18 protein-coding genes and 3 pseudogenes are annotated in these 22,777 nt (G+C 69.0%); 11 read left to right on the top strand and 10 right to left on the bottom strand.

Features of this window, described 5'->3' with window-relative positions; genetic code table 11:
- The first annotated feature begins 50 nt into the window (after positions 1 to 50).
- From JGS39_RS02120 to JGS39_RS02110, 3 genes are all read left to right on the top strand, one after another.
- Positions 51 to 1,055, top strand: coding sequence for a YdcF family protein (locus JGS39_RS02120; protein WP_219566903.1), 1,005 nt, complete (start codon positions 51 to 53; stop codon positions 1,053 to 1,055).
- A gap of 225 nt (positions 1,056 to 1,280) precedes the next feature.
- Positions 1,281 to 1,865 (top strand): DoxX family protein, encoded by a 585-nt coding sequence (locus JGS39_RS02115; protein ID WP_219566902.1) that lies wholly within the window; start codon positions 1,281 to 1,283, stop codon positions 1,863 to 1,865.
- Between the two features lie 185 nt (positions 1,866 to 2,050).
- Entirely contained in the window at positions 2,051 to 2,563 is a 513-nt protein-coding gene (locus tag JGS39_RS02110) for a hypothetical protein (protein ID WP_219566900.1), read from the top strand.
- 33 nt (positions 2,564 to 2,596) lie between these two features.
- Here the strand turns inward: JGS39_RS02110 and JGS39_RS02105 are convergent, their stop codons facing one another.
- From JGS39_RS02105 to JGS39_RS02080, 6 genes are all read right to left on the bottom strand, one after another.
- Positions 2,597 to 3,439 (bottom strand): hypothetical protein, encoded by an 843-nt coding sequence (locus JGS39_RS02105; RefSeq protein ID WP_219566898.1) that lies wholly within the window; start codon positions 3,437 to 3,439, stop codon positions 2,597 to 2,599.
- Positions 3,440 to 3,615: 176 nt separating this feature from the next.
- Positions 3,616 to 3,747: a helix-turn-helix domain-containing protein gene (locus JGS39_RS40515; protein WP_306068638.1), complete on the bottom strand. Its 132-nt coding sequence runs from the start codon at positions 3,745 to 3,747 to the stop codon at positions 3,616 to 3,618.
- A gap of 666 nt (positions 3,748 to 4,413) precedes the next feature.
- Positions 4,414 to 5,256 carry an alpha/beta fold hydrolase gene (locus JGS39_RS02095; RefSeq protein ID WP_219566896.1) on the bottom strand — a complete coding sequence of 281 codons (843 nt, stop codon included), beginning with the start codon at positions 5,254 to 5,256 and terminating at the stop codon, positions 4,414 to 4,416.
- Between the two features lie 163 nt (positions 5,257 to 5,419).
- Positions 5,420 to 5,635 (bottom strand): LysE family transporter, encoded by a 216-nt coding sequence (locus JGS39_RS02090; RefSeq protein WP_264302731.1) that lies wholly within the window; start codon positions 5,633 to 5,635, stop codon positions 5,420 to 5,422.
- An 18-nt stretch (positions 5,636 to 5,653) separates the two neighbouring features.
- Positions 5,654 to 5,821, bottom strand: a complete 168-nt coding sequence (locus tag JGS39_RS02085; protein WP_219566894.1) for a hypothetical protein — start codon at positions 5,819 to 5,821, stop codon at positions 5,654 to 5,656.
- A gap of 245 nt (positions 5,822 to 6,066) precedes the next feature.
- Complete coding sequence (locus JGS39_RS02080; protein ID WP_219566892.1) at positions 6,067 to 6,390, bottom strand: hypothetical protein; 324 nt, start codon at positions 6,388 to 6,390, stop codon at positions 6,067 to 6,069.
- A gap of 389 nt (positions 6,391 to 6,779) precedes the next feature.
- Here JGS39_RS02080 and JGS39_RS02075 point away from each other — a divergent pair, with 389 nt between their 5' ends.
- Positions 6,780 to 8,177, top strand: a complete 1,398-nt coding sequence (locus JGS39_RS02075) for a hypothetical protein (RefSeq protein ID WP_219566890.1) — start codon at positions 6,780 to 6,782, stop codon at positions 8,175 to 8,177.
- 90 nt (positions 8,178 to 8,267) lie between these two features.
- Here the strand turns inward: JGS39_RS02075 and JGS39_RS02070 are convergent, their stop codons facing one another.
- Positions 8,268 to 9,308 (bottom strand): NAD(P)-dependent alcohol dehydrogenase, encoded by a 1,041-nt coding sequence (locus JGS39_RS02070; protein WP_219566888.1) that lies wholly within the window; start codon positions 9,306 to 9,308, stop codon positions 8,268 to 8,270.
- Positions 9,309 to 9,403: 95 nt separating this feature from the next.
- Here JGS39_RS02070 and JGS39_RS02065 point away from each other — a divergent pair, with 95 nt between their 5' ends.
- Positions 9,404 to 9,991, top strand: a complete 588-nt coding sequence (locus JGS39_RS02065) for a TetR/AcrR family transcriptional regulator (RefSeq protein WP_219566886.1) — start codon at positions 9,404 to 9,406, stop codon at positions 9,989 to 9,991.
- 307 nt (positions 9,992 to 10,298) lie between these two features.
- Here the strand turns inward: JGS39_RS02065 and JGS39_RS02060 are convergent, their stop codons facing one another.
- Together JGS39_RS02060 and JGS39_RS02055 are read right to left on the bottom strand one after the other, a co-directional pair.
- Complete coding sequence (locus tag JGS39_RS02060; protein WP_236063079.1) at positions 10,299 to 10,502, bottom strand: hypothetical protein; 204 nt, start codon at positions 10,500 to 10,502, stop codon at positions 10,299 to 10,301.
- 224 nt (positions 10,503 to 10,726) lie between these two features.
- The gene (locus tag JGS39_RS02055) at positions 10,727 to 13,582 is read right to left on the bottom strand and encodes a glycosyl hydrolase family 95 catalytic domain-containing protein (protein WP_219566884.1); all 2,856 of its coding nucleotides are present in this window, start codon (positions 13,580 to 13,582) and stop codon (positions 10,727 to 10,729) included.
- A gap of 234 nt (positions 13,583 to 13,816) precedes the next feature.
- On the opposite strand from JGS39_RS02055, the pseudogene JGS39_RS40510 reads away from it, so the two are divergent.
- The 5 genes and pseudogenes from JGS39_RS40510 to JGS39_RS02030 all read left to right on the top strand — a co-directional run.
- Positions 13,817 to 14,785 (top strand): annotated as a pseudogene (locus JGS39_RS40510) (substrate-binding domain-containing protein); the annotation flags it as partial.
- A pseudogene (locus tag JGS39_RS02045) lies at positions 14,780 to 15,157 on the top strand (mandelate racemase/muconate lactonizing enzyme family protein); the annotation flags it as partial. The pseudogenes JGS39_RS40510 and JGS39_RS02045, both read left to right, overlap by 6 nt.
- A gap of 2 nt (positions 15,158 to 15,159) precedes the next feature.
- Positions 15,160 to 15,651, top strand: a pseudogene (locus JGS39_RS02040) (ATP-binding cassette domain-containing protein); the annotation flags it as partial.
- Positions 15,648 to 15,965, top strand: a complete 318-nt coding sequence (locus JGS39_RS02035) for an L-rhamnose mutarotase (protein ID WP_219566881.1) — start codon at positions 15,648 to 15,650, stop codon at positions 15,963 to 15,965. The pseudogene JGS39_RS02040 and the gene JGS39_RS02035, both read left to right, overlap by 4 nt.
- A 170-nt stretch (positions 15,966 to 16,135) precedes the next feature.
- On the top strand, positions 16,136 to 16,855 hold the full coding sequence (locus JGS39_RS02030) for a GntR family transcriptional regulator (protein ID WP_219566879.1): 720 nt from the start codon (positions 16,136 to 16,138) through the stop codon (positions 16,853 to 16,855).
- A gap of 106 nt (positions 16,856 to 16,961) precedes the next feature.
- Here JGS39_RS02030 and JGS39_RS02025 read toward each other — a convergent pair whose 3' ends face one another.
- On the bottom strand, positions 16,962 to 18,332 hold the full coding sequence (locus JGS39_RS02025; protein ID WP_219566877.1) for a DEAD/DEAH box helicase: 1,371 nt from the start codon (positions 18,330 to 18,332) through the stop codon (positions 16,962 to 16,964).
- 478 nt (positions 18,333 to 18,810) lie between these two features.
- On the opposite strand from JGS39_RS02025, the gene JGS39_RS02020 reads away from it, so the two are divergent.
- On the top strand, positions 18,811 to 22,716 hold the full coding sequence (locus JGS39_RS02020; RefSeq protein WP_219566875.1) for a glycoside hydrolase family 2 TIM barrel-domain containing protein: 3,906 nt from the start codon (positions 18,811 to 18,813) through the stop codon (positions 22,714 to 22,716).
- Positions 22,717 to 22,777: the final 61 nt, after the last annotated feature.

Here is a 22,777-nt window from a genome sequence, read left to right as displayed (position 1 = left end):
TGATCCGGCCTCCTCAGAAATGCCCGCAGCTCTCCGCCTAGCATGTGCGCATGTTGGCCTACGTCCCGGCGGCCCTGATCTTCGTCGCCTTCTGTGTCGGCACGCTCCACGAGCGCCGGCGTTTCAGCAACGCAGTCCTTCTGGGACTGTCGCTCACCTTCGCCGCGGCCGCCTGGCTCGCCGGGCTCGCCCGATCGCGGCCGGCCACGGGGAGGGAGATCGGCATCGTGCTCCTCCTCCTCGTGGCGGTAGGCATCGTCGTCCTGTCCTGGTTCCTGATCTCCAATGGCGTGACGATGGTGCGCAAGGAGGGCAGAAGCCCCGCCAACCTCCTGTCCCTGCTGACAGGGCTTGCTCTGGTGGCCCTTCTCGCACTGATGATCACCGCGCTGATCCTGAAGAACGAGACGCTGGTGGTGGTGACAGGCACGGTGCTGGCCCTGGCCGGCTACATCGCCTTCCTGTTCGTCAGCTTCGTCGTCTACGCATTTCTCTACGGCCGCCTCCACATCCACCGCAAGGCCGACTACGTGGTGGTGCTCGGTGCCGGTCTCATCAACGGCGCCACGGTGTCGCCGCTGCTGGCCGGCCGACTTGAGCGGGCCCGATCCGTGCACACGAGACTGACGGCTCACGGCAGGCAGCCCGTACTCCTCGCCTCCGGCGGTCAGGGGCCCGACGAAACCCTGCCGGAGTCACACGCGATGGCCGAGTACCTGATCGAGCGCGGATTCCCGGCCGCCCTGATCGAACGCGAGGACCGCTCGACGACGACCGAGGAGAATCTGCGGTACAGCAAATCGATCATGGAGAAGGCCAATCCCGACTACCGATGTGTCGTGGTCACGAACAACTACCACGTTTTCCGCGCCGCGGTGACCGCCCGCCGGGCGGGGGTCAGAGGCCACGTCGTCGGATCACCCACGGCCGCGTACTTCTGGCCCAGCGCGATGATCCGCGAGTTCGTCGCCATCTTCCTGACGTACTGGCGCACCAACCTGGCCATCTGCCTGCTCCTCATCCTGGGCGGGGCATGCATTTGGCAGCTCAGCTGATCAGGGCCGGCCGAAAGTCTTGGCGCAAGGCGCCCGCGCGCGGGACGGCGGTTGCGCGGACGAGTGCGCCTGTCCCGGAGCGGCCTTCCCCGTGACGACCGCTCACGAACCGTCGTCCCCTGTCGAAGCTGCCCGGGAATCGGGTGCGGGAGGAGCAGGTGAAGACTCCATCCGGCAGAGCGGCGGCCGCGTGTGACGGTTGCTTCCAGGGGCATACGGGGATCCATGGCTGTTCTGAGAAGAATCACCCGCCCTCTGTTGGCAACCCCGTTCGTCATCGAGGGGGCGCGTGCGCTGCGCAGACCACTCCCCCTCGCAGCGGGCGCCGAGTCATGGGCACGGCGTCTTGGGGCGCCTGTCGACGATCCTCTGCGCGTGGTGAAGCTCAACGCCGCCGTGCAGATCGGTGCGGGCGGGCTGCTCGCTCTGGGGCGGTTCCCTCGTACTGCGTCCCTTGTCCTGGCCGCGAGCCTCGTGCCGGCCACCCTCGCCGAGCACGCGTGGTGGAAGGAAGAGGACCCGAAGCTGCGGAAGGACCAACTCCGCGAATTCGCCCAGCGCGTCGGCCTGTTCGGCGCTCTGCTGCTCGGCGCGGCCGACACCCACGGCAAACCGACGGCGGCCTACCGTGCCCGCACCGCGACCACGCGAGGCCGGAAGAGGGCCCACCGCGCGGCGGCGAGGGCCGGCGGACACGTGCACGCGGCGATCGACACAGCCGGCTCCGGCGCCTCTTCAGCCGCGAGCGCCACGGGGCGGACCATGCACTCCGCCGCCGATTCCGCACGCGCGGCACTGCCTCACCGCTAGCCAGGGTGGGGGCGGCCCCGCCCCCACCCTGGAAGCGACGCCTGCCACCGACCTCCCGGTCACGCGTCTGATCAGCGCGTTCACGGGCAGGAGATGTCCAGCCGGAGGGGCACGTCACCGAGCGTCACCGCCCGAGGCAACCCGTCCCGTCCATGAACGATCACTCCGTCGAAAGGCCACCAGCGATGCCTCCCGTAACCGAGCAATGGGAAGACGTACTCAGCACCCGTTTCGCCCTGGGTGGGAGCCACCCCGCCGTGCGTGCGGTGGCGGCCTTCTCCGCCGAATCAGGGTTCTTCGCCACTGCAGGCCGCGAGGACGAGGACGGCCGACAGTTCTTCGGCGGCGCGGCCGGACAAGGAGACCGGCACCGGGAATCCGACACGGCCGACGCTCCGGTCCGGGCTGAGATGGCGGCGCTGTGGAGGGCCGGCGAGGAGACCGGTCGCCCTCCGACGCTCCGGCTCGCCGGGGTGGTGTGGCACCGTGAGGAACTGGACCGGATCACGGACGCGGTCACAGGGACCGAACTCGACCTGACGCTCCTGCGCAACGGGAACCGCGTCATGTGGGCAGCGAGAACCGGGCATGGCATCTGCATCCTCGTCCTCGTCGACGGGGACAACGAGGGCCACGCGGCCGAAGCACGTTCCCTCGCCCTCGACTTCGACTCCTTCCTGGTCGGCCAGGGCTACTGATCCACGGGCCGGGGGCGCCGGCAGGCCGGGCGCTCAGCCTTCTGCGGTCTCCCTCTTCTCAGGTGCCCCCGTCTCGCGGGGCGGTACACCTTCCGCTCCCTGAAGGGCAACGTGGCTGCCGCCGGCCCGGATGCCTGCGACGAGCCTTTCGAGTTCAGCCAGAGTGTCCACGCTGAGCAGCGAAGGGTCCGTCTCCAGCATCAACGCAATCCGCTCGCCGATGCGCTGGGGCGTGAGGTCGGCTGTCGCCTCCACCTCGACCGGGCCGTTTGCTCCCTCGTCCACGACCCTGGCGGTGCGCAGCAGCCGTAGCTGCCCGTCGCTGTAGATCCTGGCCGCCACCGCCGCAGCGAACCGCTGTCGCGCCTCTGCGCCGCTCATCGTCTTTCGCCGATCGTGCGAAACGGCGGCGGCGTCCCGCAAGTCTTCCGCCTTCTCTGCGCGGCGGTCACTGGCGCGCCTTCGCACGCCGGCCCACTTCGTCTTCACGGACGGGAGCGCCTGACCGTTCCACTTCGTCGTCATTGCCGGAAGCGCCTGCTCGGACCACCACTTCTTGACGTGGGGAGCGGCTTTCTGCGCCACTTTGAGACCGATATGGAAGACGACCTCGGCGAGGAACTCCGCGTATTCTCGACGCTCCTGCTCCCGGGCCTCCGATGCGTGCCGGTCGGAGTCGGGCCAACCTTGCCAGTGCTCCGCCACCGGCTGCGGCTCCTGGTCCTCCTTCAAGAAGATCTCGGCATGCCCCAGTTCGTTGTCGGGGTCACGTGTCATGCCTCGACGAGCGCCTGCGGTCTTACTCGACTGCAGGAGACGCGCGCCCTTCCGGACTCTGATGATCGCCTCGTGCTCGTCGTACTCGCTGCTGTCCATGCCCCCGCCTTCGGCTTGTGATCACCGCCCCACGCACCTCGGGAGCGAGCCGCCGAATAATGTACGTCCAGCTACGTGGCGGCTCACCGGATACGGCCCGACAGCCCGAATCAGCAGCAGCCGACGCCTCCTCACGTGGGTCGCCGCGTCGTAGCTCTCCGCCGAGGAGCACGAAATCAAGGACGAGGGCGTCGCGCTTTCACCTCGGCGACCTGTTCGGGAGTGAACCACGCTGCGCGCCCGGAACGTCTGTGGTCGGTCAGAGCTCGTATGCCGCCGTACGCGAAGCGTCCGCGCCAAGTGCGCACCGTGCTGGAAGCCGATCGAGGCTGCGAGCACGGCTCCGCCGAGCGCACTCCACAGCCGCGACCGTGTCGGCCGCCCTTTGTCCGTATCCAGCAGCCGTTCGGCCCGCACCAGGGGCAGCCCGCCCCCACGCACCCTGCGGACGAGCCGGTACAGCCGGTTCAGTTCAACCAGATCGTGGCGTTCGTCGGTGCGGGTGCCCCGCACCGTTGACACCGGAACGCCGCCCGGTCGTCCATGGCACAGCGTCATGGGGCGGGCTCTGATGTCGACCTGGAGATCCTCGCGCACACCGCACACGGCGTCGACCGTGCGTCTCTCGCGCCGCCTTCGAGCAGGCATCGACCAGAGTGCCCGGGCCTGCCCGGCCGTCAGTTCGCTGTGCTCGTAACCGATTGTCGCGGTGACGACCGGCAAGTTCCCATAGTCCAAGGTGCCGACGAGGGTGTCGGAATCCGCAGGTCGTCGATGCTCCAGCGGCCCCCGTTGCGCGGAGGTCCTCGACGCGTTCGAGCCGGAGGGCGTGGTGTTCGGCTCCGCCTGGCCTGTGTGCGCGCCGGCCGCCGCTGGAACGGCGCAGCCGCAGGCGCGTGACCGGATCGAGCCTCCGGTGCCCGCTGTGTGTGTGGGGAGTCGGGACCGGACCCGCGCGGCAGACGTCCCTTCCTCTACCTGAGCATGAGCATCGCCTCGGCGACCTCACGGACCGCCGCATCGGGGATCGCAGTGGCGGCCTTTTCGAGGACGAGCAGCCGTGCCCCGGGGATCTCGCGAGCGATCGCCTCGCCGTTGCCGACGGGGAAGAACGCGTCGCGGTGGCCGTGGACGACAAGCGTGGGGACCTGGATCCCGGGCAGGCGCTCGCGCCAGCGAGGTTTGCAGTCGAGCCTGGAGAAGACCATGCCCATCTGGTTGGCCATCTGGACCGGGGGCGCGGTGCCGGGTGTGCGGTCCCAGATGCGCCCGGAGGTCGCGCGCGCGGCGGCGGGGTCGTTGCCGAGGATCTCCGCGCCGGTGGCGGCGAACTCCGCGACCGCATGGCGGTCGGTCCAATCGGGCATGGGACGCGCGAACAGCCGGCTCATCGCCGCCTGGTCATGGTCAGGGAGGTCATCGTCGGGCGGCCCAGGGGCAACCGCGCGGGTGCCGACGAGGGTGAGCGCCGAGAACGCGCCCGGATGGTCGAGCACGGCCACCTGGGCGACCATCCCGCCAACGCCGATCCCCGCGAGGTGCGCAGGCCCATCGCCGAGCTCGTCGACAAGGGCCGCCGCGTCGGCGGCGAGGTCGCGCAGCGTGTAGGCGGGCGCTTCCGGATCCTTCGTCGTCGACTCCCCGCTGTCGCGCAGGTCGTAGCGCACCACACGGCGCCCGCCTGCGGCGAGGCGCTCGCAGAGCGCATCGGGCCAGGAGAGCATCGTCGTCCCGCCCACGAGCAGGACGAGTGGCGCGTCGTCGTCACCGAACGACTCGATACCCAAGGCAATCTCATTGGCGTTGACAGTGGTCATCGGATCACCGGAAGACATCGTGGGCGGGGTGCGTCGCGGTCGATACCGAGATTACGCTCCGCTGCACTGTCGTACGCGAAACTCCTCCGGTGAACATTGCTGTCCCGGATTCGGGTCCGGTGCCCAGCAGGCAACTGGTGGCCGGACCCGCGTCTTGGGCTTGTCAGTTGCTGAGTGCCAGCCTGATTCCGAAGGCGCCGATGACCGTGCCGGTGATCCGGTCCAGCAGGCGGCGGGCGTGCTTGCGGAGCCAGCCCTGCAAGATGCGAGCGAACCCGATGAGGACTGCGGACCAGAGCAGACCGATGAGTATGTGCACCGCGGTGAGCAAGAGGCCCATCGTGAAGAGGCCGGTGCCAGCCGGGATGAACTGGGGCAGGACGGCGACGTAGCGGGCTCACTCAATCCACCGTCCGTGCCGCGGCCGCAGGCCTGACGCCCTCAGCTTGCGGGCCAGGAGCTCCATCTCGGGCAGGGTCCCTGAGTACTGCCCGGCCAGGACCTGCTCAAGCACCGCCCGGACACCGTCCAGACCGATGCCGGGTTCCGCCCGCAGCACCCGCATGATGGCGGCATTCCTCGCCGGCAGGGTTACCCGCAGCCTTACCCGCCCGTGCGTCGATCAACAGGCGGGCCGCCCGTGGCCTTCAGCCGGGAACAACGACCCGAGCGCCGCCCACGTCGCATCCGCGATTCACGTCACGCGACACAAGCACAACGCTGTGCCCTACGACTTCGAAGACCCGCTCGCAACCCGTTCAAAGGCTGACCGGGACTCGTTGCCCGCGCGCACCACGACGCGACTGCTCGTCAGACGGGATCGGTGAACGAGACCGGCTTGCCGGTGGCGTGGGCGTACGCGATCTCCCTGCTCGTGGACTCGCCGATGTATCCGCCCGGGTTGACGACCAGGACCCGGTCCGCCAGGTCGATCTTGCGCAGGTGGAGGGCGTCCAGCGCGGTCTTCTGCTCGTTGGTGATCGACTTGTCTGCCTCGCGCTCCTCGGCGCTCAGGAAGACGCCCGGCGCGACGACGATGACACCTGCGAAGGTCAGATCACAGTTCGCCGTGCTCATCTCGTCCACGAACCGGGTAGAGCCGCAGATGCAGACAATCTCAGGTCGGTCGGGCACGGGTCAGTCCTCCGGGTCGAACGGGAAACCGTCAGTGTGCGCGCAGACATCACAGCCGGGCATACGAGCCAGCAGTTTACGCAGCGAGATGGAGACCACGAGGCTGCGCCATCGCAGGTGGGAGGCGTGGCCCGTGCTGGGATTGCCTCTTCTCGACGTCGGCGTGAGGGGTGCACCGGGCTCACCGGCTTCCTTTGGCAGCACGGTCCGGTTCCCACGATCATGCGGCGCACTTGATTTCCCGCCCGCAGAAGCCCGCTGCCGCTCAGTTCGAGTGAGGCGCCCCACCACCTGCGATCTCCCCCAAATCCTCGCGCCTGTTTGACAGTTGGTACGGCACGCTATTCACTCGCGTCTCAATGACGTGAGCTTTCAGCAGTAGGGGCGACATGCGTAAGAGTCGGAACTGGTTCGTACTGGCCGCGGCCGTACTCAGCCTGGCGGCAGCTGGGATAACCCCAGGTGCTGCCCAGATCCAGGAGGAGGCCTACCCCGAAGTCAGGCCGCTCTCCAGCACCACCGAGGCGGCCAAGCTCAGACTCGAGGAGCGCAAGGTCTCCAGCGACACGCTCGCGGAGCTCGACTCCCGTCTGGACAACGTCGGGGTGGCCGAGGTCCTGGCCAGCGCCAACCACACGATGAGGAATTCCGCCGACTGCTACCCGCAAGAGGTGAAGGCGTTCCCCGTGAACCCGGCACCCGCTTCCGCCTACTGCTGGGACACGGGCGACGCGTACACCCAGCGCTGGCTCCCGCAGGGCGTGACCTCCTCGGGCGATGCGGACGACGACGGCCTGTGGGGTGACGACAAGGTCCTGCTCTCCGGCTGGAAGTCCAACGACAGCCTGTTCACCACCTTTCCCACCATGCTGAACAACGACCCCAACGGGCAGCATCTGGCGCGCGTGGCCTTCATCAACGCCAACAACCCCAGCTCGTTCTCCTATCGCTGGGTGCTGCTCGTGATTCCCACCGAGGGCGGCGCCAACTTCGACAACGCCGGGGTCCAGCTGGGCGGCATGGTCTGGTTCGGGGACAAGCTGATCGTCACGGCCAAGGGCGGGGACCCCAGCACCAACGCCCTGTACGTCTTCTCCATGAACCACATCCTGCAGGCCACCGTGAGCAGCAATGCGATCGGCAGGGTGCCCGGAGGCTACTCGGCCCACGGCTATCAGTACGTCATGCCGGCCATCGGCTCGTACGGCCTGAGCAAGAAGTGCGATTCCACAACGGGCATCGTCTGTCCTGCCCACGTGTCCCTCGACCGCAGTGCCTCTCCGGACAGCATCGTCCTGAACGAGTACCAGCCCTCCGGCACCCCCAAGATCGGCAAGATGTGGGGCTACCAGCTGGCTGCGCCGTCGGAGTCGGGTATGCCGCTGCTGAAGGATTCCTCGGGATACGCGAATGTGTCGGAGATGTTCACGGCCGACATGGCCGGAGCTCAGGGCGCCCTCTCCTACCGGGATCCGGAGACCGGGAAGCGGTCCTGGTATCTGCCCAGGCACCGTGGCGGAGTCGGCCAGCGCGGCGTCTACCAACGTCGCGACACCACTGGCGTGCAGACCACGACGTGCACCGGCACCGACGCACCGACCGCCTGCTGGGCCGCGAAGTCCCAGGGGCTGTCGCTCTGGTGGAGCACGAAGACGGTGTGGAGCCAGACCGAATGGGCTGCTGACAAGAATGCCAAGTGGGTCAACGAGGACGCGAGCAGCACCTGGAAGTCCCAGGTGATTCCCGAACGCCTGCTGTTCTCGGTTCCGTTGTCCAGCATGCCTTGACCTTGATCTGGAACCGGCGGCGGGGCAGCTGACTTCGCCGCCGGCCACGCGCCGGCCGGCACGCACGCGATGGCCCGGCCGATTGTCTCCTCAGTCCAGGTCGGACATGTCGAGCACGAAACGGTAGCGGACGTCGTTTCGCCGGAGGCGGTCGAGCGCCACGTCCACCTGTGACGACGGGAGCACTTCGATGTCGGCGGCAACGCCGTTGTCGGCGCAGAACTGAAGCATCTCGGCTGTCGCCGGGCGGCCTCCGCTGCCCGCGGAACTGAGCTTCTTGCGGCCGACGAGCAGATCCATGGCCTCGACCGTGAGAGGGCCCAGGTACCCGAGGAGGCTGAGGGTGCCGTCCATCGCCACCAGCTTCAGATACGGGGCGAGGTCGTGAGGGGCGGAGATGGTGTCGATGACGACGTCGAAGGTGTCGCGCGCCGCGGCCATCTGCTGGGTGTCGGTCGAGGCGATGAGGTCGTGAGCGCCCAGCTTGCGGGCGTCGTCGCGCTTGTCCTGGCTACGGCTGATGACGGTCGTGGTGGCGCCGAGTGCCACGGCCATCTTGACGGCGAGGTGACCCAGGCCTCCGAGGCCGGCCACCGCGACGCGACTGCCGGGGCCCACACGCAACGAGCGCAGGGGCTCCCAGACGGTGATACCGGCGCACATCAGCGGGGCGGCTGCGGCCGGGTCGAGGTTCGGGGGCAGCGGGTAGGCAAAGGCCTCGCGCACGACGTACTCGCGGGAGTAGCCGCCCAGGGTGGTCGACCCGTCCTGCCGGTCGGTACCGCCGTAGGTCAGAGTCGGGAAGGAGTGGCAGAAGTTCTCCTGTCCGGCTTCGCACATGGCGCACACGCCGCAGGAGTCGACGATGTTGCCTACAGCGACGCGATCGCCGGCCGAGAAGGCGGTCACCCCGGGGCCGGTCCCGGTCACCACGCCGGTGAATTCGTGACCGGGCACCAGCGGCGCGTCCGTGTGCTGGTCGTAGGTGCACAGGGCGTGCAGGTCGGTGTGGCACACACCGCAGTAGTCGACCTGCACCGCGATGTCATCCGGGCGCAGGTCACGGCGCTCCAGCGAAGCGCGCCGCAGCACTGTCGGGCCGGCCGCCCGCCAACCGGTGGTCGTTCGCATACGTGACTCCTCAAACAGACTGTTCTGTCTGTCGCAGCGTAGGCGCGCCCACCCCCCTTAGGCAAACCAACTGTTCTGTTTGGTAAAGTGCGGGCATGCCGGAACAGCCCCAGACCTCGCGAGGCGCCGCGACCTACCAGCGCATCCTGGACGCCGCCACGGAAGAGTTCGCCCAGCACGGCATCGCCGGAGCGCGGATCGAACGCATCGTGGCGGCAGCGCGCACCAACAAGGCACAGCTCTACGCCTACTTCGGCGACAAGGAACGACTCTTCGACGCGATCTTCCTCAGCTCGCTGGAGCGCATCACCAACGTCGTGCCCATCGACGCCGACGATCTCGCGGACTGGGCTGTCCGCCTCTACGACGAATACCTGCGCCGCCCCGACCTCATCCGGCTGGCAACCTGGACACGACTGGAGCGCCGTCCCGACGGGCATCTTGTCGAGATGCACCAGCACTACGACGACCGCAAGCTCACGGCCATCGCCGGGGCCCAGGCCGCCGGGCGGGTTCGCGCAGGTGACCCGTTCGACATCATGGCCATGGTCATCGCCATGTCCATGGCCTGGTCACCGGTCAGCAACGTCTACGCGGCCAGCAGCCAAGAAGCCGATGACGCACACGACCGGCGCCGCGCCCTGCTCCGCGACTGCGTCCAAAGGGCCATAGCGGCCGGTTGAGGCGAGACGTCCCTCGTGAGTCCACCCACACGTTCGGTGGCACTCACGCATGCCGGAACTGCCGCTGCCTCCAGCTGCGGAGCGCGAACCGGTGGACGAGTGGGGCGCAGCATGTCGCCTGTGGGGAATGCTGGTGCCACGAGCGGCCGGCCGACAACGACCCCTTGGGTGTCCCCTCACGTACCGTTCCAGGACAGCCCCTGGCCTCCCGGAACAGGCCTCTCGCGTGGTGGGAAGATGCTCGATTCGCGTTCGCGGAGATCTCCTCATGGCGTTCGCGGAGATCTCCTCATGGCGTTCGCGGAGATCACGTCATGGGAACGGCACCGCGTCCGAGCTGCCACATTTCATGGTTCCCGCACTCTGCCGTGATCTCGGCCGCCTCCTGAGCCGCGGTGAAGAAGTCGTCGGCCACCGGCGAGGTGTGCGATCCCGCCACCGCGAGGCACACCTGATCGGACGCCAGATCCAGGACGGGGACGTAGCTGATGTTCGGATGTGAGTAGAACACGGTCGCCGTCGACTACAACAGGGCGGACGCAGCGCCCTTCCCCATGCGTCGTTCCCGCACAGCGGTGGCCCGGCTTGCGCTCGCCGCGTCCACGGCGGCGGGCCGCGCGGTCGCCGCGTCCACGGCGGCGGGCCGCGCGGTCCGGCCACTCCGCAGTTCAGCCCCACGTCCCGGCCCCAGGAGCCGGGACGTGGGGCTGAACTACAGAGTGAGTGGTCGTCAGTTCACCGGCCGACACGCCGCCACTGCTGCCCCGTGCCGCCGTCGGGTTCCTGCTGCTCGACCGCCGCACCGTCGGCGTCCGAGTCGCCGGTGACGCCGAGGACCTTGCCGCTGCGCACGCAGGTGAGGGTGACGTGGCCGTCGCCTGCGTCGGCGATCGTCCACTGCTGACTGGTGCTGTGCTCGGGCGTCCACTGGGTGACCTTCGCGCCGGCGTCCGAGACGCCTCCCCAGACGGCCCAGATCAGAGGTGTGCTGCCGTGCGTGGTGTAGATCTCGTACCGCCCCGAGCCCACGGGGATGAACCGGAACTGCTGGTTCACGGCTGAGCTCGGGGTGTACTGGATCAGTCCGGTGCCGTTGGCGGTGGACGCGCCGGGAACGTCGACCGCCTTGCCCGACCGGCGGTTGACCAGCTGGAACACGGAGTGCTGAGCGGGCGGTGCGACCGTGACGGACCCGGCGGCGGGGATCGTGACGCGGCTGCTCCACTCCCCGAAGACGACGTCGGTGGACCTGCCCGCCGCACCCCGCAGGGTCGCGTCGGTGACCTGGCCGTCCTTCCACCGCATATCGAGCGTGAACCCCCCGCGCACCCCGACTCCGGTGATGGACCCGGCAGCGGCCCAGGCTCGCGGGAGGGCCGGCAGCAACTCCACCCGTCCGGGGCGGGACTGCACCAGCATCTGGATCATCGCCACGGGCGTGCCGAAGTTGGCGTCGATCTGGAACACGGAGCTGCTGCCGAAGCTGTACATGTCGAACAGGTTGATCGCGCTGCCGTTGCTGAAGTTCACCGATGGCCGCAGCACGTCGAGGACGAGCTCGTACGCCTTGTCGGCGTGCTTCAGCTTCGCCCAGCAGATGGCGCGCCAGGCGCTGGCCCAGCCGAAGCTCGCCATGCCGCGTGCCTCCAGCAGTTTCGTCGCCCCCGTGACGAGCTCGGCCGGTGAGTCCTCGATCGCGATGCGGTCGCCGGGAAAGAGCCCGATGAGCGGTGACAGGTGACGGTGCGTCGTCTCGCCGAGGTCGTCGTCGCTCATCCACTCCTCGAGCCGGCCGCTGGTGGCGCTCACCTCCGGCAGGTACAGCCTGTCCTGGAGTCCAGCGACGGTGGAGGCGTACGCGGCGTCCCTGCCCAGTGCGGCGGCCGCGGTGCGGTAGTTCAGGAAGAGCTGCCGGACCAGCTCCTGCGTGTACGTGATCCCTCGCGCGTCCTGCGGCCCGTGCTCAGGCGACCAGTCGTGGTCGTCGACGAGGACCTGCCTCGTCCCGCCGGTCACGGGGTCGGGCACGGCCATCGTGATCAGCCGCGCCTCCCAGAACTCGCAGGCCCCCTTGAGCAGCGGGTAGATCCTGGTGAGGTGTGCGGTGTCCTGGGTGAACTCGTAGTGCTCGTAGAGGGAGTTGCACATCCAAGCGTTGCCGGCCGGGTGCCACCACCAGCCGTTGCCGCCCCAGATGTTCGTGGAGATGCCCAGGGTCCAGCCCGCGACCTTGCCGGAGGTGTTGCGGAAGCGGTTGCGGGAGTCCTGGAAGACGTTCTCGGTGGCCGTCCGCCATCCGGGCAGCTGGGCGAGGCAGTACTCGGTGAACGCGTCGAAGCACTCGGGCAGTCCCGCACGGTCGGGCAGCCAGTAGTTCATCTGGACGTTGATGTCGCTGTGGTAGTCGCTCATCCAGGACGGGGCGTTGGTGTCGATCCAGAGGCCCTGGAGGTTGGTTGGGAGACTGCCGCGGGAGCCGCATATCGTCAGGTAGCGGCCGAACTGCAGGTAGGAAGCTTCCAGTTCCGGGTCCGGCGCGGATCCGGCGGCGGCCCTCGCCGTGAGCCGGGCGGGCGTGTCCATCGCCCGCTGTGCGGCCGACGACGAGCCCAGATTCACGGCCATCCGCTGCTGCAGGGGCTGGAAGTCGGACACGTGTGTGGCGAGCAGTGCCGTGCCGGTGGCCGCCGCCGCCCGCGTCGCCTTCATGCGGGCGACATCCAGGGGCACGAGCGACGTGTCCTTGTACGCCACGCCCGGGTCGGCCTTGTAGTTGGTGCCGCCCGAGACGACCAGGACCACTTCGGAGCAGCCGCTGAACGTCACCTTCGCGCCCGACGCCGACACGGTGCCGCCGGTCCCCGCGGCCCTGACCACGGTGGCGTACTTCAGGGTGTTGGGCAGTGCCGCGGAGAACGACACCTCTGCGGCACCGCTGTTCGCCGTCACGGTTTCGCCCCGGGTTCCGGACAGGGTCAGGGACCCCTCGTACGATCCGCCGCCGCTCTGCGTGAGCCGGATCACCACAGCATCGTCGGGGTGACTGGAGAAGACTTCGCGCCGGTAGGTGACACCACCGGTCCGGTACGACGCGGTCACCAGGCCGTTGCTCATGTCCAGCGTCCGGCGGTAGTCGCTTACTGACGCAAGGGCGTGGGCCGGGATCTCCAGCACCGTCTCGGCCAGCGTCCCGAACGTACCGAAGTCGCCCGTGCCGTAGGGGAACTGCCCGTCCGACTGAAGCACCGCATTGGCGTGACCGGTCCACAGCGTCGCGTCCGCCAGGACCATCGTGTCGCGCGAGGGATCGCCGGTGACGAGAGCCCCCAGCCGGCCGTTCCCGATGGGCAGGCCCTCCTCGGTCATCCGGTTCCCCGCACCGGGCAGGGAGTAGCGAAGCGTCACCGCCTCCCCCTCCGGCACGAGCGACAGCGCGTCAGGGCGCGCTACCGCAACGGCGCCGCCGGTGAATTCGGGCAGTGACGACAGTGCGACCAGGGCGGTCATCGACGCGGCTGCGCGCAGTACGCCGCGCCGCGACATTCCGGGGTCGTCGTGGGCGGGGTGCTGTGCAGGAGTTCGACGGGACATGGACTGCGGCTCCTTCTGGGGCAGCGATGCTCGAATCGTGGGGGTACGGCGGCTGCGAGACGACGCCTGGGGAGCAGTGCAGCGGCCGCAGCGCACCCTGTCAATGACTTCGACCAATGTTTCCTATACGATTTTGTCACCACAGGTCGCATACTGCGGGCCTTGACGGGCCGGGTCGACTGGTCAACCATCGCCTCAACAATTTCCTATTTGATTTTTGAGGAGGTGGTGAAGATGCGTCTCCCGACCGGATCTGTGGTGCCCGGACTTCTCGCCGTTGCGGTTCTGCTGGCGTCTACCGCCTGCACCGTGAAGACCTCCGGTGAGTCCGAGAACGACCGGCCCCGGGCGTCGGGCAGGACCGGCGGCGGGGCCGAACTCGCTGACGGGTCCGGCACCGAGGTGGCGCTCGTTCCCGACGGAGCCCACCCGCACTTCCAGCCGTGGGAGACGGCCGGAGCCGCAGCGTAGAAGGCGTACGGCCTCGGCGACGTGGCCTTCGACGAGACGGCGGAATGGGACCAGCAGAAGCAGAACAACCTGCTGTCCACCCTGGCGGCACGTGGCTACAACGCCTTCGGCGTGTTCGGGGTGTCGCCGACCGACATCAACACCACGTTCGCCGATCTGAAGTCGCAGGGGCTGACGGTGGCCTCGCTGGGCTCGTGTCCGGCCGGCGGCACGAACGAGGCCGCCTTCTGCCTGTCGACGGATGTCGAGCTCGCGGCGTACAAGGCGACCCGAGCCGCCATCGACGCGATGGGCGGCCAGGGCACCCTGGTCCACCTCACCGGCAACAACGTCGACGCCAACACGCAGCTCCGGATGAAGGGCGTCTCCAAGGCGGTGTCCGAGTCCGGTGGCAAGGTCAGACTCCTCCAGACCATCACCGACATCGACAAGGACCTCCAGACCGCGCAGAAGGCCGTATCGGACCTGCTCGCGGCCAAGGGCAGCCGGATCCAGGGCGTCGTCGCCACCGCCTACAACCCCGCGGTGGCCGCCGCCGACGCGGTCAGCAGCGCCGGCTCGAAGGCCAGGGTCGTCGCCATCGACGACGACGCCAAGATCCTCAGCTCGATCCGCAAGGGCTCGGTCACCGCGACCGTCGTACAGAACCCGGTGGCGCAGGCGGACATCGGCGCGTGGGCACTGGCACTCCTGCAGACGAAGCAGTGCACGGTCCGCAAGCCCGGGCAGACATTCGTCAAACAGGAGACGATCCTCGTCGAGATCGCTTCCACCGACGGTGTCCGGGGAACCGGTTACTCCTACACGATCGGAACCGGCGGATCCTCCGTCCTGGCATTGCTCCAGGGCCATCTGCTGCCTCTCCTCGTCGGCGAGGACGCCCGCAACGTCGAGGGTCTCTGGCAACGGCTGTTCGCCTCGACACGCTCGACCACCACCGGAGCCATTACCTCCCTGGCGCTCGCCGCAGTGGACACCGCCCTGTGGGACCTGCGCTGCAAGCGGGCCGGGGAACCCCTGTGGCGCCTGGCCGGCGGCCATCGCCGCGAAGTGCCCGTGTACGACACGGAAGGCGGCTGGCTCCACCTGAGCCCCGACGATCTGCCATCGACCGGAACATCACGGTGACGGTATGGCGGAGGCTGGCCCGGGTTCTGGGCTTCGTCCCGGCACGCGAGGAGCGCCGCATCGCGCAGGACCTCGTCGACCGTCTGGGCATCCGCGTCTCCGGCCTCGGTCAGACCGCCGGCGAACTCTCCGGGGGCAACCAGCAGAAGGTGAGCCTGGCGAAGTGGCTGGCTGCCGACACCCGCCTGCTCATCGTCGACGAGCCGACCGTCGGCGTCGACGTCCGCACCAAGCACGCCTTCCACGAGCTCCTGTGGGAACTGGCCCGCAACGGTCTGCCCATCCTCCTCATCAGCAGCGACCTCCCGGAGATGGTCACGCTCGCCGACCGGGTCGTCGTGATGGCTGATCACCGGATCCGGGGAGAGGTCGCCAACGATCACGACTACGCGCGCATGAGCGAGCAGGTCATCCGCATCATCCATGACCGCGCGGCGTCCGCCGTGGCCACGAAGGCGAATGCGGGATGAGGCGCGTGGCCCAGGTGATCAGGGTCCTGCCCGAGAAGGTCGACGAGTACCGCGCCCTGCACCGCGACGTACCGCAGCCGGTGCTGGACCGCCTGCGGGCCTGTCATATCGCGAACTACTCGATCCATCTGCTCGGTGACCGGCTCTTCGCCCAGTACGCCGGCGACGATCTGGCGGCCGACCTCGCGCTGATGGCCGCGGACGAGCCCACGCAGGCGTGGTGGCGGCTCACCGATCCGTGCCAGGAGCCGGTGGCGGAGGCGGGGACCGGGGAACGGTGGGCGTCGATGGAGCAGGTGTTCCTGATGGAGTGACCGACCGGGCTGGGGGGCCCGTCCCGAACGGGGTGCGGGCCGAGGTGGCTCGCCCGGCCGGGCCCGGCCGGGCGTCCGCGAGCGCCCCACCTCGGAGTTCACCACGGCCCCCGCCCCCCGGCTGGCTAAACTACGGCTGTCCCCAGAGGTCCCGAGCAACAGGAGAACGGATGCCCCCGCAGGACCGTTCCGCCGACGGGCTCAAGGAACCGGGCGGAAAGTCACCGGCCGCGCAGCCTGCCAGGCAGGTGCTCTCGGACAGCGTCTACGAGAGCATCAAGGCCATGGTCATGGACCATGAGATCGCGCCGGGTGCCCGCGTCGGCATTGACGCCCTCTCACGGACCCTGGGGGTGTCGCCGACACCTGTCCGTGAGGCCCTGGCCCGCCTCGAGGCGGACGGCCTGGTGGTCAAGCGGTCCCTTTCCGGCTACCGCGCGACCGAACTGCTGACGCGGCAGGGACTCGATGAGCTCTTCGAGATGCGGCTGCTCCTGGAACCGCGGGCGGCGGCCCTGGCCGCGACGCACGCCACCGAGGAGCAGCTGGACACGATCGAGCGGATCGTCGAGGAGATGCGGACGCTTCCGGGACCGACGGGCCGCTACGTCGACTACCGCGACTTCGCGGTCCTGGACCAGCGCTTCCACGACGCGCTCGCAGCCGCGTCGCACCGGCCCCTGCTCGCCGACGCGGTCGAGCGGCTCCACTCGCACCTGCATGTCTTCCGGCTCAGCAGCGTGAAGGCCGCCGAGGATCCGACGCTGGCCGAGCACGAGCGGGTCGTGCGCGCCGTGCTGCGCAGGAAGCCCGACCGCGCCGCCGAGGCCATGACGGAGCACCTGACGCTCAGCCTCCGCCGCCAGCTCGCCCAGGAGAGCGAAGCCTGAGCCACGTTGCGGCACCTGACACCCTGCGTGTCACGGCCCGAGACCGCGACGGACCGTCGTGCAGGCGTTCTCGCGGCGGGGGTCCCGCCCGGTAAGTCCGTCCGGGTCAGCGGCCCTTGCGCACCCGGGCGGCGGCGCGTGCTTCTGCCGCCTTGCGGGCGTCGGCCGTCTTGCGGGACTCCTTCGGGCGGCCCGGGCGCGTGGCCATGCCTCGGAAGGGGGCGTTGCCGCTGCCCTTCCCTTCGATCGGGGGGCGCTTCGCGCCGGTGATGGCGGTCAGCTTCTCCTCGCCGGAGCGCACCTGGGTGACGGTCGGTCGGATCCGGGCCTCGGTCATGATCCGGTTGACGTCCCGCCGCTGGTTCGGCGTGACCAGGGTGACGACGTTCCCGGATTCGCCGGCGCGAGCCGTGCGCCCGCCGCGGTGCAGGTAGTCCTTCGCGTCGGCCGGCGGGTCGACGTTGACGACGAGGTCGAGGGCCTCGATGTGAATGCCTCGCGCCGCGACGTTGGTGGCCACCAGTACGGTGATCTCGCCGTCCTTGAACTGCGCGAGGGTGTGGGTGCGCTGCGGCTGCGACTTCCCGCTGTGCAGGGCGCCGGCCCGTACGCCGCTGGCCCTCAGGTGCCGGGTGAACTGGTCCACGCCGGCCTTGGTGTCGAGGAACATCAGGACCCGGCCGTCCCGCGCGGCGATTTCGGTCGCGGTCGCGTACTTGTCTGCGGGGTGGATGTTCAGCACATGGTGTTCCATCGTGGTGACCGAGCCCGCGACCCGGTCGAGCGAGGCCACGGCCGGCTCGTGCAGATAGTTCCGCACCAACTGGTCGACATTGCGGTCGAGCGTGGCCGAGAACAGCAGCCGCTGTCCGTCGGGGCGGACCTGGTCCAGGATTTCCGAGACCTGCGGCAGGAACCCCAGGTCGCACATCTGGTCCGCCTCGTCGAGCACGGTGATCCGCACCTGCTGCAGCTCGCAGAACCGACGCGATACGAGGTCGGCGAGCCGTCCCGGGGTCGCGACGACCACTTCGGCGCCGGCCTTCAGCTGTGCCGCCTGCCGGTTGATCGCCAGCCCGCCCACCACTGTCGCCAGCCGCAGGTTCAGTGCCTGCGCGTACGGTGCAAGCGCGTCGCTCACCTGCTGCGCGAGTTCCCGGGTCGGCACCAGGACGAGTGCGAGCGGCCGCTTCGGCTCCGCTCGCACCCCTGCCGTCCGCGCCAGCAGTGCCAGCCCGAACGCAAGCGTCTTGCCGGAACCGGTCCGCGCGCGGCCGAGGACATCACGGCCGGCCAGCGCGTTGGGCAGGGTGGCCGCCTGGATCGGGAAGGGCTCCGTCACGCCGAGGCGGGTCATCGTCGCCGTCAGTTCCGGCGGGAGCCCCAGTGCGTCGAAGGACTCGACCGGGGGCAGGCCGGTGGCAGCCGTCCGCGACGTTACGGGGTCGCCCTTCGGGGCAGACTGCTTCGCGTTCATGGGGGAACCTTCCTGGGCCTGGCGCCCGGCACGCGCCGGGGCCCGTACCCCTTGGTACGGGCCCCGGCGGTTTCGAAGCGTGCCCCCAGTTTACCAGCGGGCGCCCCGGCACATTCCGGTCCTGCCGGCACGCCCGCCGGCGTACCGCGCGTCACCGGGACCGGCCTGGCCGCGGCATTCGTGAGGTCCGGCCGGCATCGCGCATGTACCTATTCGGCCATTCGCATGGCGTGGAACCCGACCGTGGATCATGGACGCCGAGTTGCGGGCGGTGATCGAGCCGCTGCTGTCACGGTGGCCGGAGCAGGCGAGGCGGGCCGCACGGTCCGGTCCGGCCCAGAACGCCCAGCCGTCAGAAAACAACAAAATCTGACGTTGTCATTGTGGTGGTTGTGTTCCCTTTCTAGGGTGGGCGCGTCTCAACAGGTGTCACCCATCACACCAGTTGCACATCCTGGCGCACTAGGAAGGCCCTGCCATGGCCCACCCGAACTCGTCCCCCCACTCCGACCCTCAGCGCGGATACGTGAGCCGCCGCCGCCTCATCGAGGCGGGCGCCGCCGTGCTCGGCGGCCTCGTTCTTTCCGGCGCACCGCCCGTTGCCCACGCGTTCGGCGCCGCCGCCGGGATCCCGGCCGGCGGCGACGAGTGGAACGGCCACATCGATGTCTTCCGGCTCGGCACCGAGCCTCCGCACGCCACGCTCATGCCGTACGCGAACCTCAAGCAGGCTCTCACCGCCGACCGCACCACGTCCCCCTGGCGCCAGAGCCTCGACGGGACGTGGAAGTTCGCGTACGTGGACCGGCCCGCCGACAAGAAGGCGGACTTCTACCGCACCGATCTCGACGACTCCGCCTGGGAGGACACCCCGGTCCCCTCGGCCTGGCAGCTGCACGGCCACGACTACCCGATCTACATCAACATCACCTACCCGTGGTGGGGCCCCAACGGCCTCGGCGAGGACGCCCAGCCTCCGGCCGCGCCGACCCGGTACAACCCCGTCGGCCAGTACCGGCGCTCCTTCACCGTGCCCAGGGGCTGGGCGGACCGGCGCACGTTCCTGCACTTCGAGGGAGTCAAGGCCGCCCACTACGTATGGATCAACGGCCACCTGACCGGCTACCACGAGGACTCGTACACCCCGGCCGAGTACGACATCACCCCGTACCTGAAGGACGGCACCAACCAGATCGCCGTCGAGGTCTACCGCTACTCCGACGGCGACTGGCTCCAGGACCAGGACATGATCCGGCTGAGCGGCATCTTCCGGTCGGTGTATCTGTACTCGACGCCCGGCGTCCATGTGCGGGACTTCAAGCTCGACACCCCGCTCGGGGACGGGTTGACCACCGCCGAACTGTCGGTCACCGCCCACGTACGGGACTCCACGGGCAACGCGGGCACAGGCACCCACACGGTCGAGACACAGCTGTACGACGCCGACGGGCACGCGGTGTGGTCGCGTCCGCTGGCCCAGCGCGCCGCGCCGGCAGGCGGCGAGGTGACCGTCACGGGCGCCAGGGCCGTTCCCTCACCACGCCTGTGGTCCGCGGAGGACCCGTATCTGTACACCGCCGTCATTCAGCTCCGCGATCCCTCCGGCAAGGTCGTGGAGACGCTCTCGCACCGGGTCGGTCTGCGCGAGTTCGCGCTCAGGGACGGGCTGATGCGCATCAACGGGCAGCCGGTCACCTTCCGCGGCACCAACCGTCACGAGATGCACCCCGAGCGCGGTTCGGCTCTCAGCCGCGCCGACCTGGTCGACGACATCACGCTCATCAAGAGGCTGAACATCAACTCGGTCCGCACGTCGCACTACCCCAACAACCCGCTCTGGCTCGAACTCGCAGACGAGTACGGCCTCTACCTCGTCGGCGAGACCAACCTCGAGACGCACGGCATCCGCGACCGGTACCCGACCGACATGGCCGACTGGACCGAGGCGTGCGTAGACCGTGCGCAGAACATGGTCCACCGCGACAAGAACCACGCCTGCGTCGTCATCTGGTCGCTGGGCAACGAGGCCGGCTCGGGGTCCGCGTTCCGGGCCATGCACGACTGGATCCGCTCCTACGATCCGACCCGCGTCATCCAGTACGAGGGTGACGACGGCCCCGCCACCAGCGACATCCGTTCCAGGATGTACGAGTCGCCGAGCCGGGTGGAGGCCCGGGCGAAGGACACCTCCGACACCCGCCCCTACGTCATGATCGAGTACGCCCACTCGATGGGGAACTCGACCGGCAACTTCAAGGAGTACTGGGACGTCATCCGCCGCTACGACGTCCTTCAGGGCGGCTGGATCTGGGACTTCGTCGACCAGGCGCTCACCTGGCCGACGCCTACGCGCAAGCTGCTCACCGAGACCGGGCCCACGGGCCTGAAGGGCGAGATCATCAACCCCTCGGGCTCGTTCAGCCACGAGCGGGGAGTCAGCGGCGCGACCGTATTCGCGCGCGACGACCGGCTCGACCTGACCGGGTCGCTCACCCTCGAGGCCTGGCTGACCCCGCACGTCCGCGGCTTCCACCAGCCGATCCTGGCGAAGGGCGACACCCAGTACGCGCTGAAGCAGGCCGACAAGGGCCTGGAGTTCTACATCTACGCGAACGGGCAGTGGATCGCGGCCTCCTGGACGACCCCGGACGACGGCTGGACGGGCGAGGAGCATCACGTCGCGGGCGTTTTCGACGCGGACGCGGGAATGCTGACCCTGTACGTGGACGGCGAGGCAAAGGCCACGAAGAACACCGACCGCAAGCCCAGCAACAACACCGCTTCGCTCTCCCTCGCCGGTGAAGTGGAGAACCCGACAAGGGAGTTCAGCGGGACGATCCGCCGGGCCCGGGTGTACGCGCGTGCCCTGAAGGCCGCCGAACTCGCCGACGACGGGCGTGGCCCCGGCGACGACGGCGTGCGCTTCTGGTTCGACGCGCGGACCGCCCGGTACGAGCAGAAGAAAGCTGGGGCCAAGACCTTTCACGCCTACGGCGGCGACTGGGGCGACAATCCCAACGACGGTGCCTTCGCCGGTGACGGCATCGTCCTGCCCGACCGCCGCCACACGGGCAAGGCCGCCGAGGTCAAGCGGATCCACCAGACGATCCACGCGACCCGTGCGGACGGCGCCGCGCCCGGCGAGATCACCCTCACGAACGAGAACCTGTTCACCAACCTCCGTACGTACAAAGGCACCTGGGAACTCTCCGCCGACGGAGAGACGGTGCGGAGCGGCAGCATCCGCCGCAACCAGCTCGACGTGGCCCCGATGGCGGAGAAGACCATCACGCTGCCGGTGCAACTGCCCCGCAACGCTGCGCCCGGTACCGAGTACTTCCTGCAGCTGTCCTTCACGACCAGGGAACGCACACCGTGGGCGGACGAGGGCTTCGAGGTGGCGCGGGTGCAGCTGCCCCTCGGCGGGAGTGGCCCCGAGCCCGTGCCGGTTCCGCTGACCGAGGTGCCCGAGCTGTCGTTCCGGAGCGGTGACTCCGATATCACCGTCACCGGCAGCGGCTTCGAGGTCGTCATCGACAAGTCGACCGGTGTCATCACGTCGTACGAGGCGGCCGGCACGCAGCTCCTCGCTTCCGGCCCCGCGCCCAATTTCTGGCGTGCCCCGACCGACAACGACCACGGCAACGGTCAGCACACCCGCAATCAGACCTGGCGGGACGCGGGTGCACGGCGCAAGGTGACCGATGTGACGGTGCGCGGGCTCGACGGGCGTGCGGTCGAGATCGCGGTGCGGGGGACGCTGCCGACGAGCACCGCCTCGGCCTTCACCACGACCTTCACCGTCTTCGGCAACGGCGAGATCAAGGTCGACAACACGCTCGCTCCGGGAGACCCCTCCCTCCCCTACATCCCCGAGATCGGGACGATCCTGCGCCTTCCCGCGGCACTGGAGCAGTTCCACTACTACGGTCGCGGCCCTGACGAAAGTCACTGGGACCGCAAGGACGGTACGGACGTGGGGCGTTGGTCAGGAACCGTCACCGGGCAGTGGAGCCCGTACCTGCGGCCGCAGGAGAACGGGAACAGGACCGACGTACGCTGGGCGGCGCTCACCGACCGGCACGGTCGCGGCCTGCTCGTCAGCGGCGACGGGCTCCTGGAAGTGAACGCCTCCCACTTCACGCCGGAGGACCTGTCCGTCGGAGCCCGGCACGACTACCAGCTCACGCCGCGTGACGAGGTGATCCTGCGGGTCAACCACCGTCAGATGGGCGTCGGCGGCGACAACAGCTGGGGCGCGCACACGCACGACGCGTACAAGCTGCTCGCCGACCGGGACTACACGTACACATACCGGCTTCGGCCGCTCAGGGACGTGCGGGACGCGACTGACCTGTCCCGCCGGCCGACGGCGGTGGAGTAGCCGCTGCGGCAGGTGCCGGCGCCCACCGCCGGGCGTCGGCACCTGCCCCCGGGCACCCCGG

It is taken from the genome of Streptomyces poriferorum, from assembly GCF_019399235.1.
Taxonomy (GTDB): domain Bacteria; phylum Actinomycetota; class Actinomycetes; order Streptomycetales; family Streptomycetaceae; genus Streptomyces; species Streptomyces poriferorum.
Note: the sequence above shows the minus strand (reverse complement) of the source record. Positions and strands in the feature narration are given on the sequence as shown.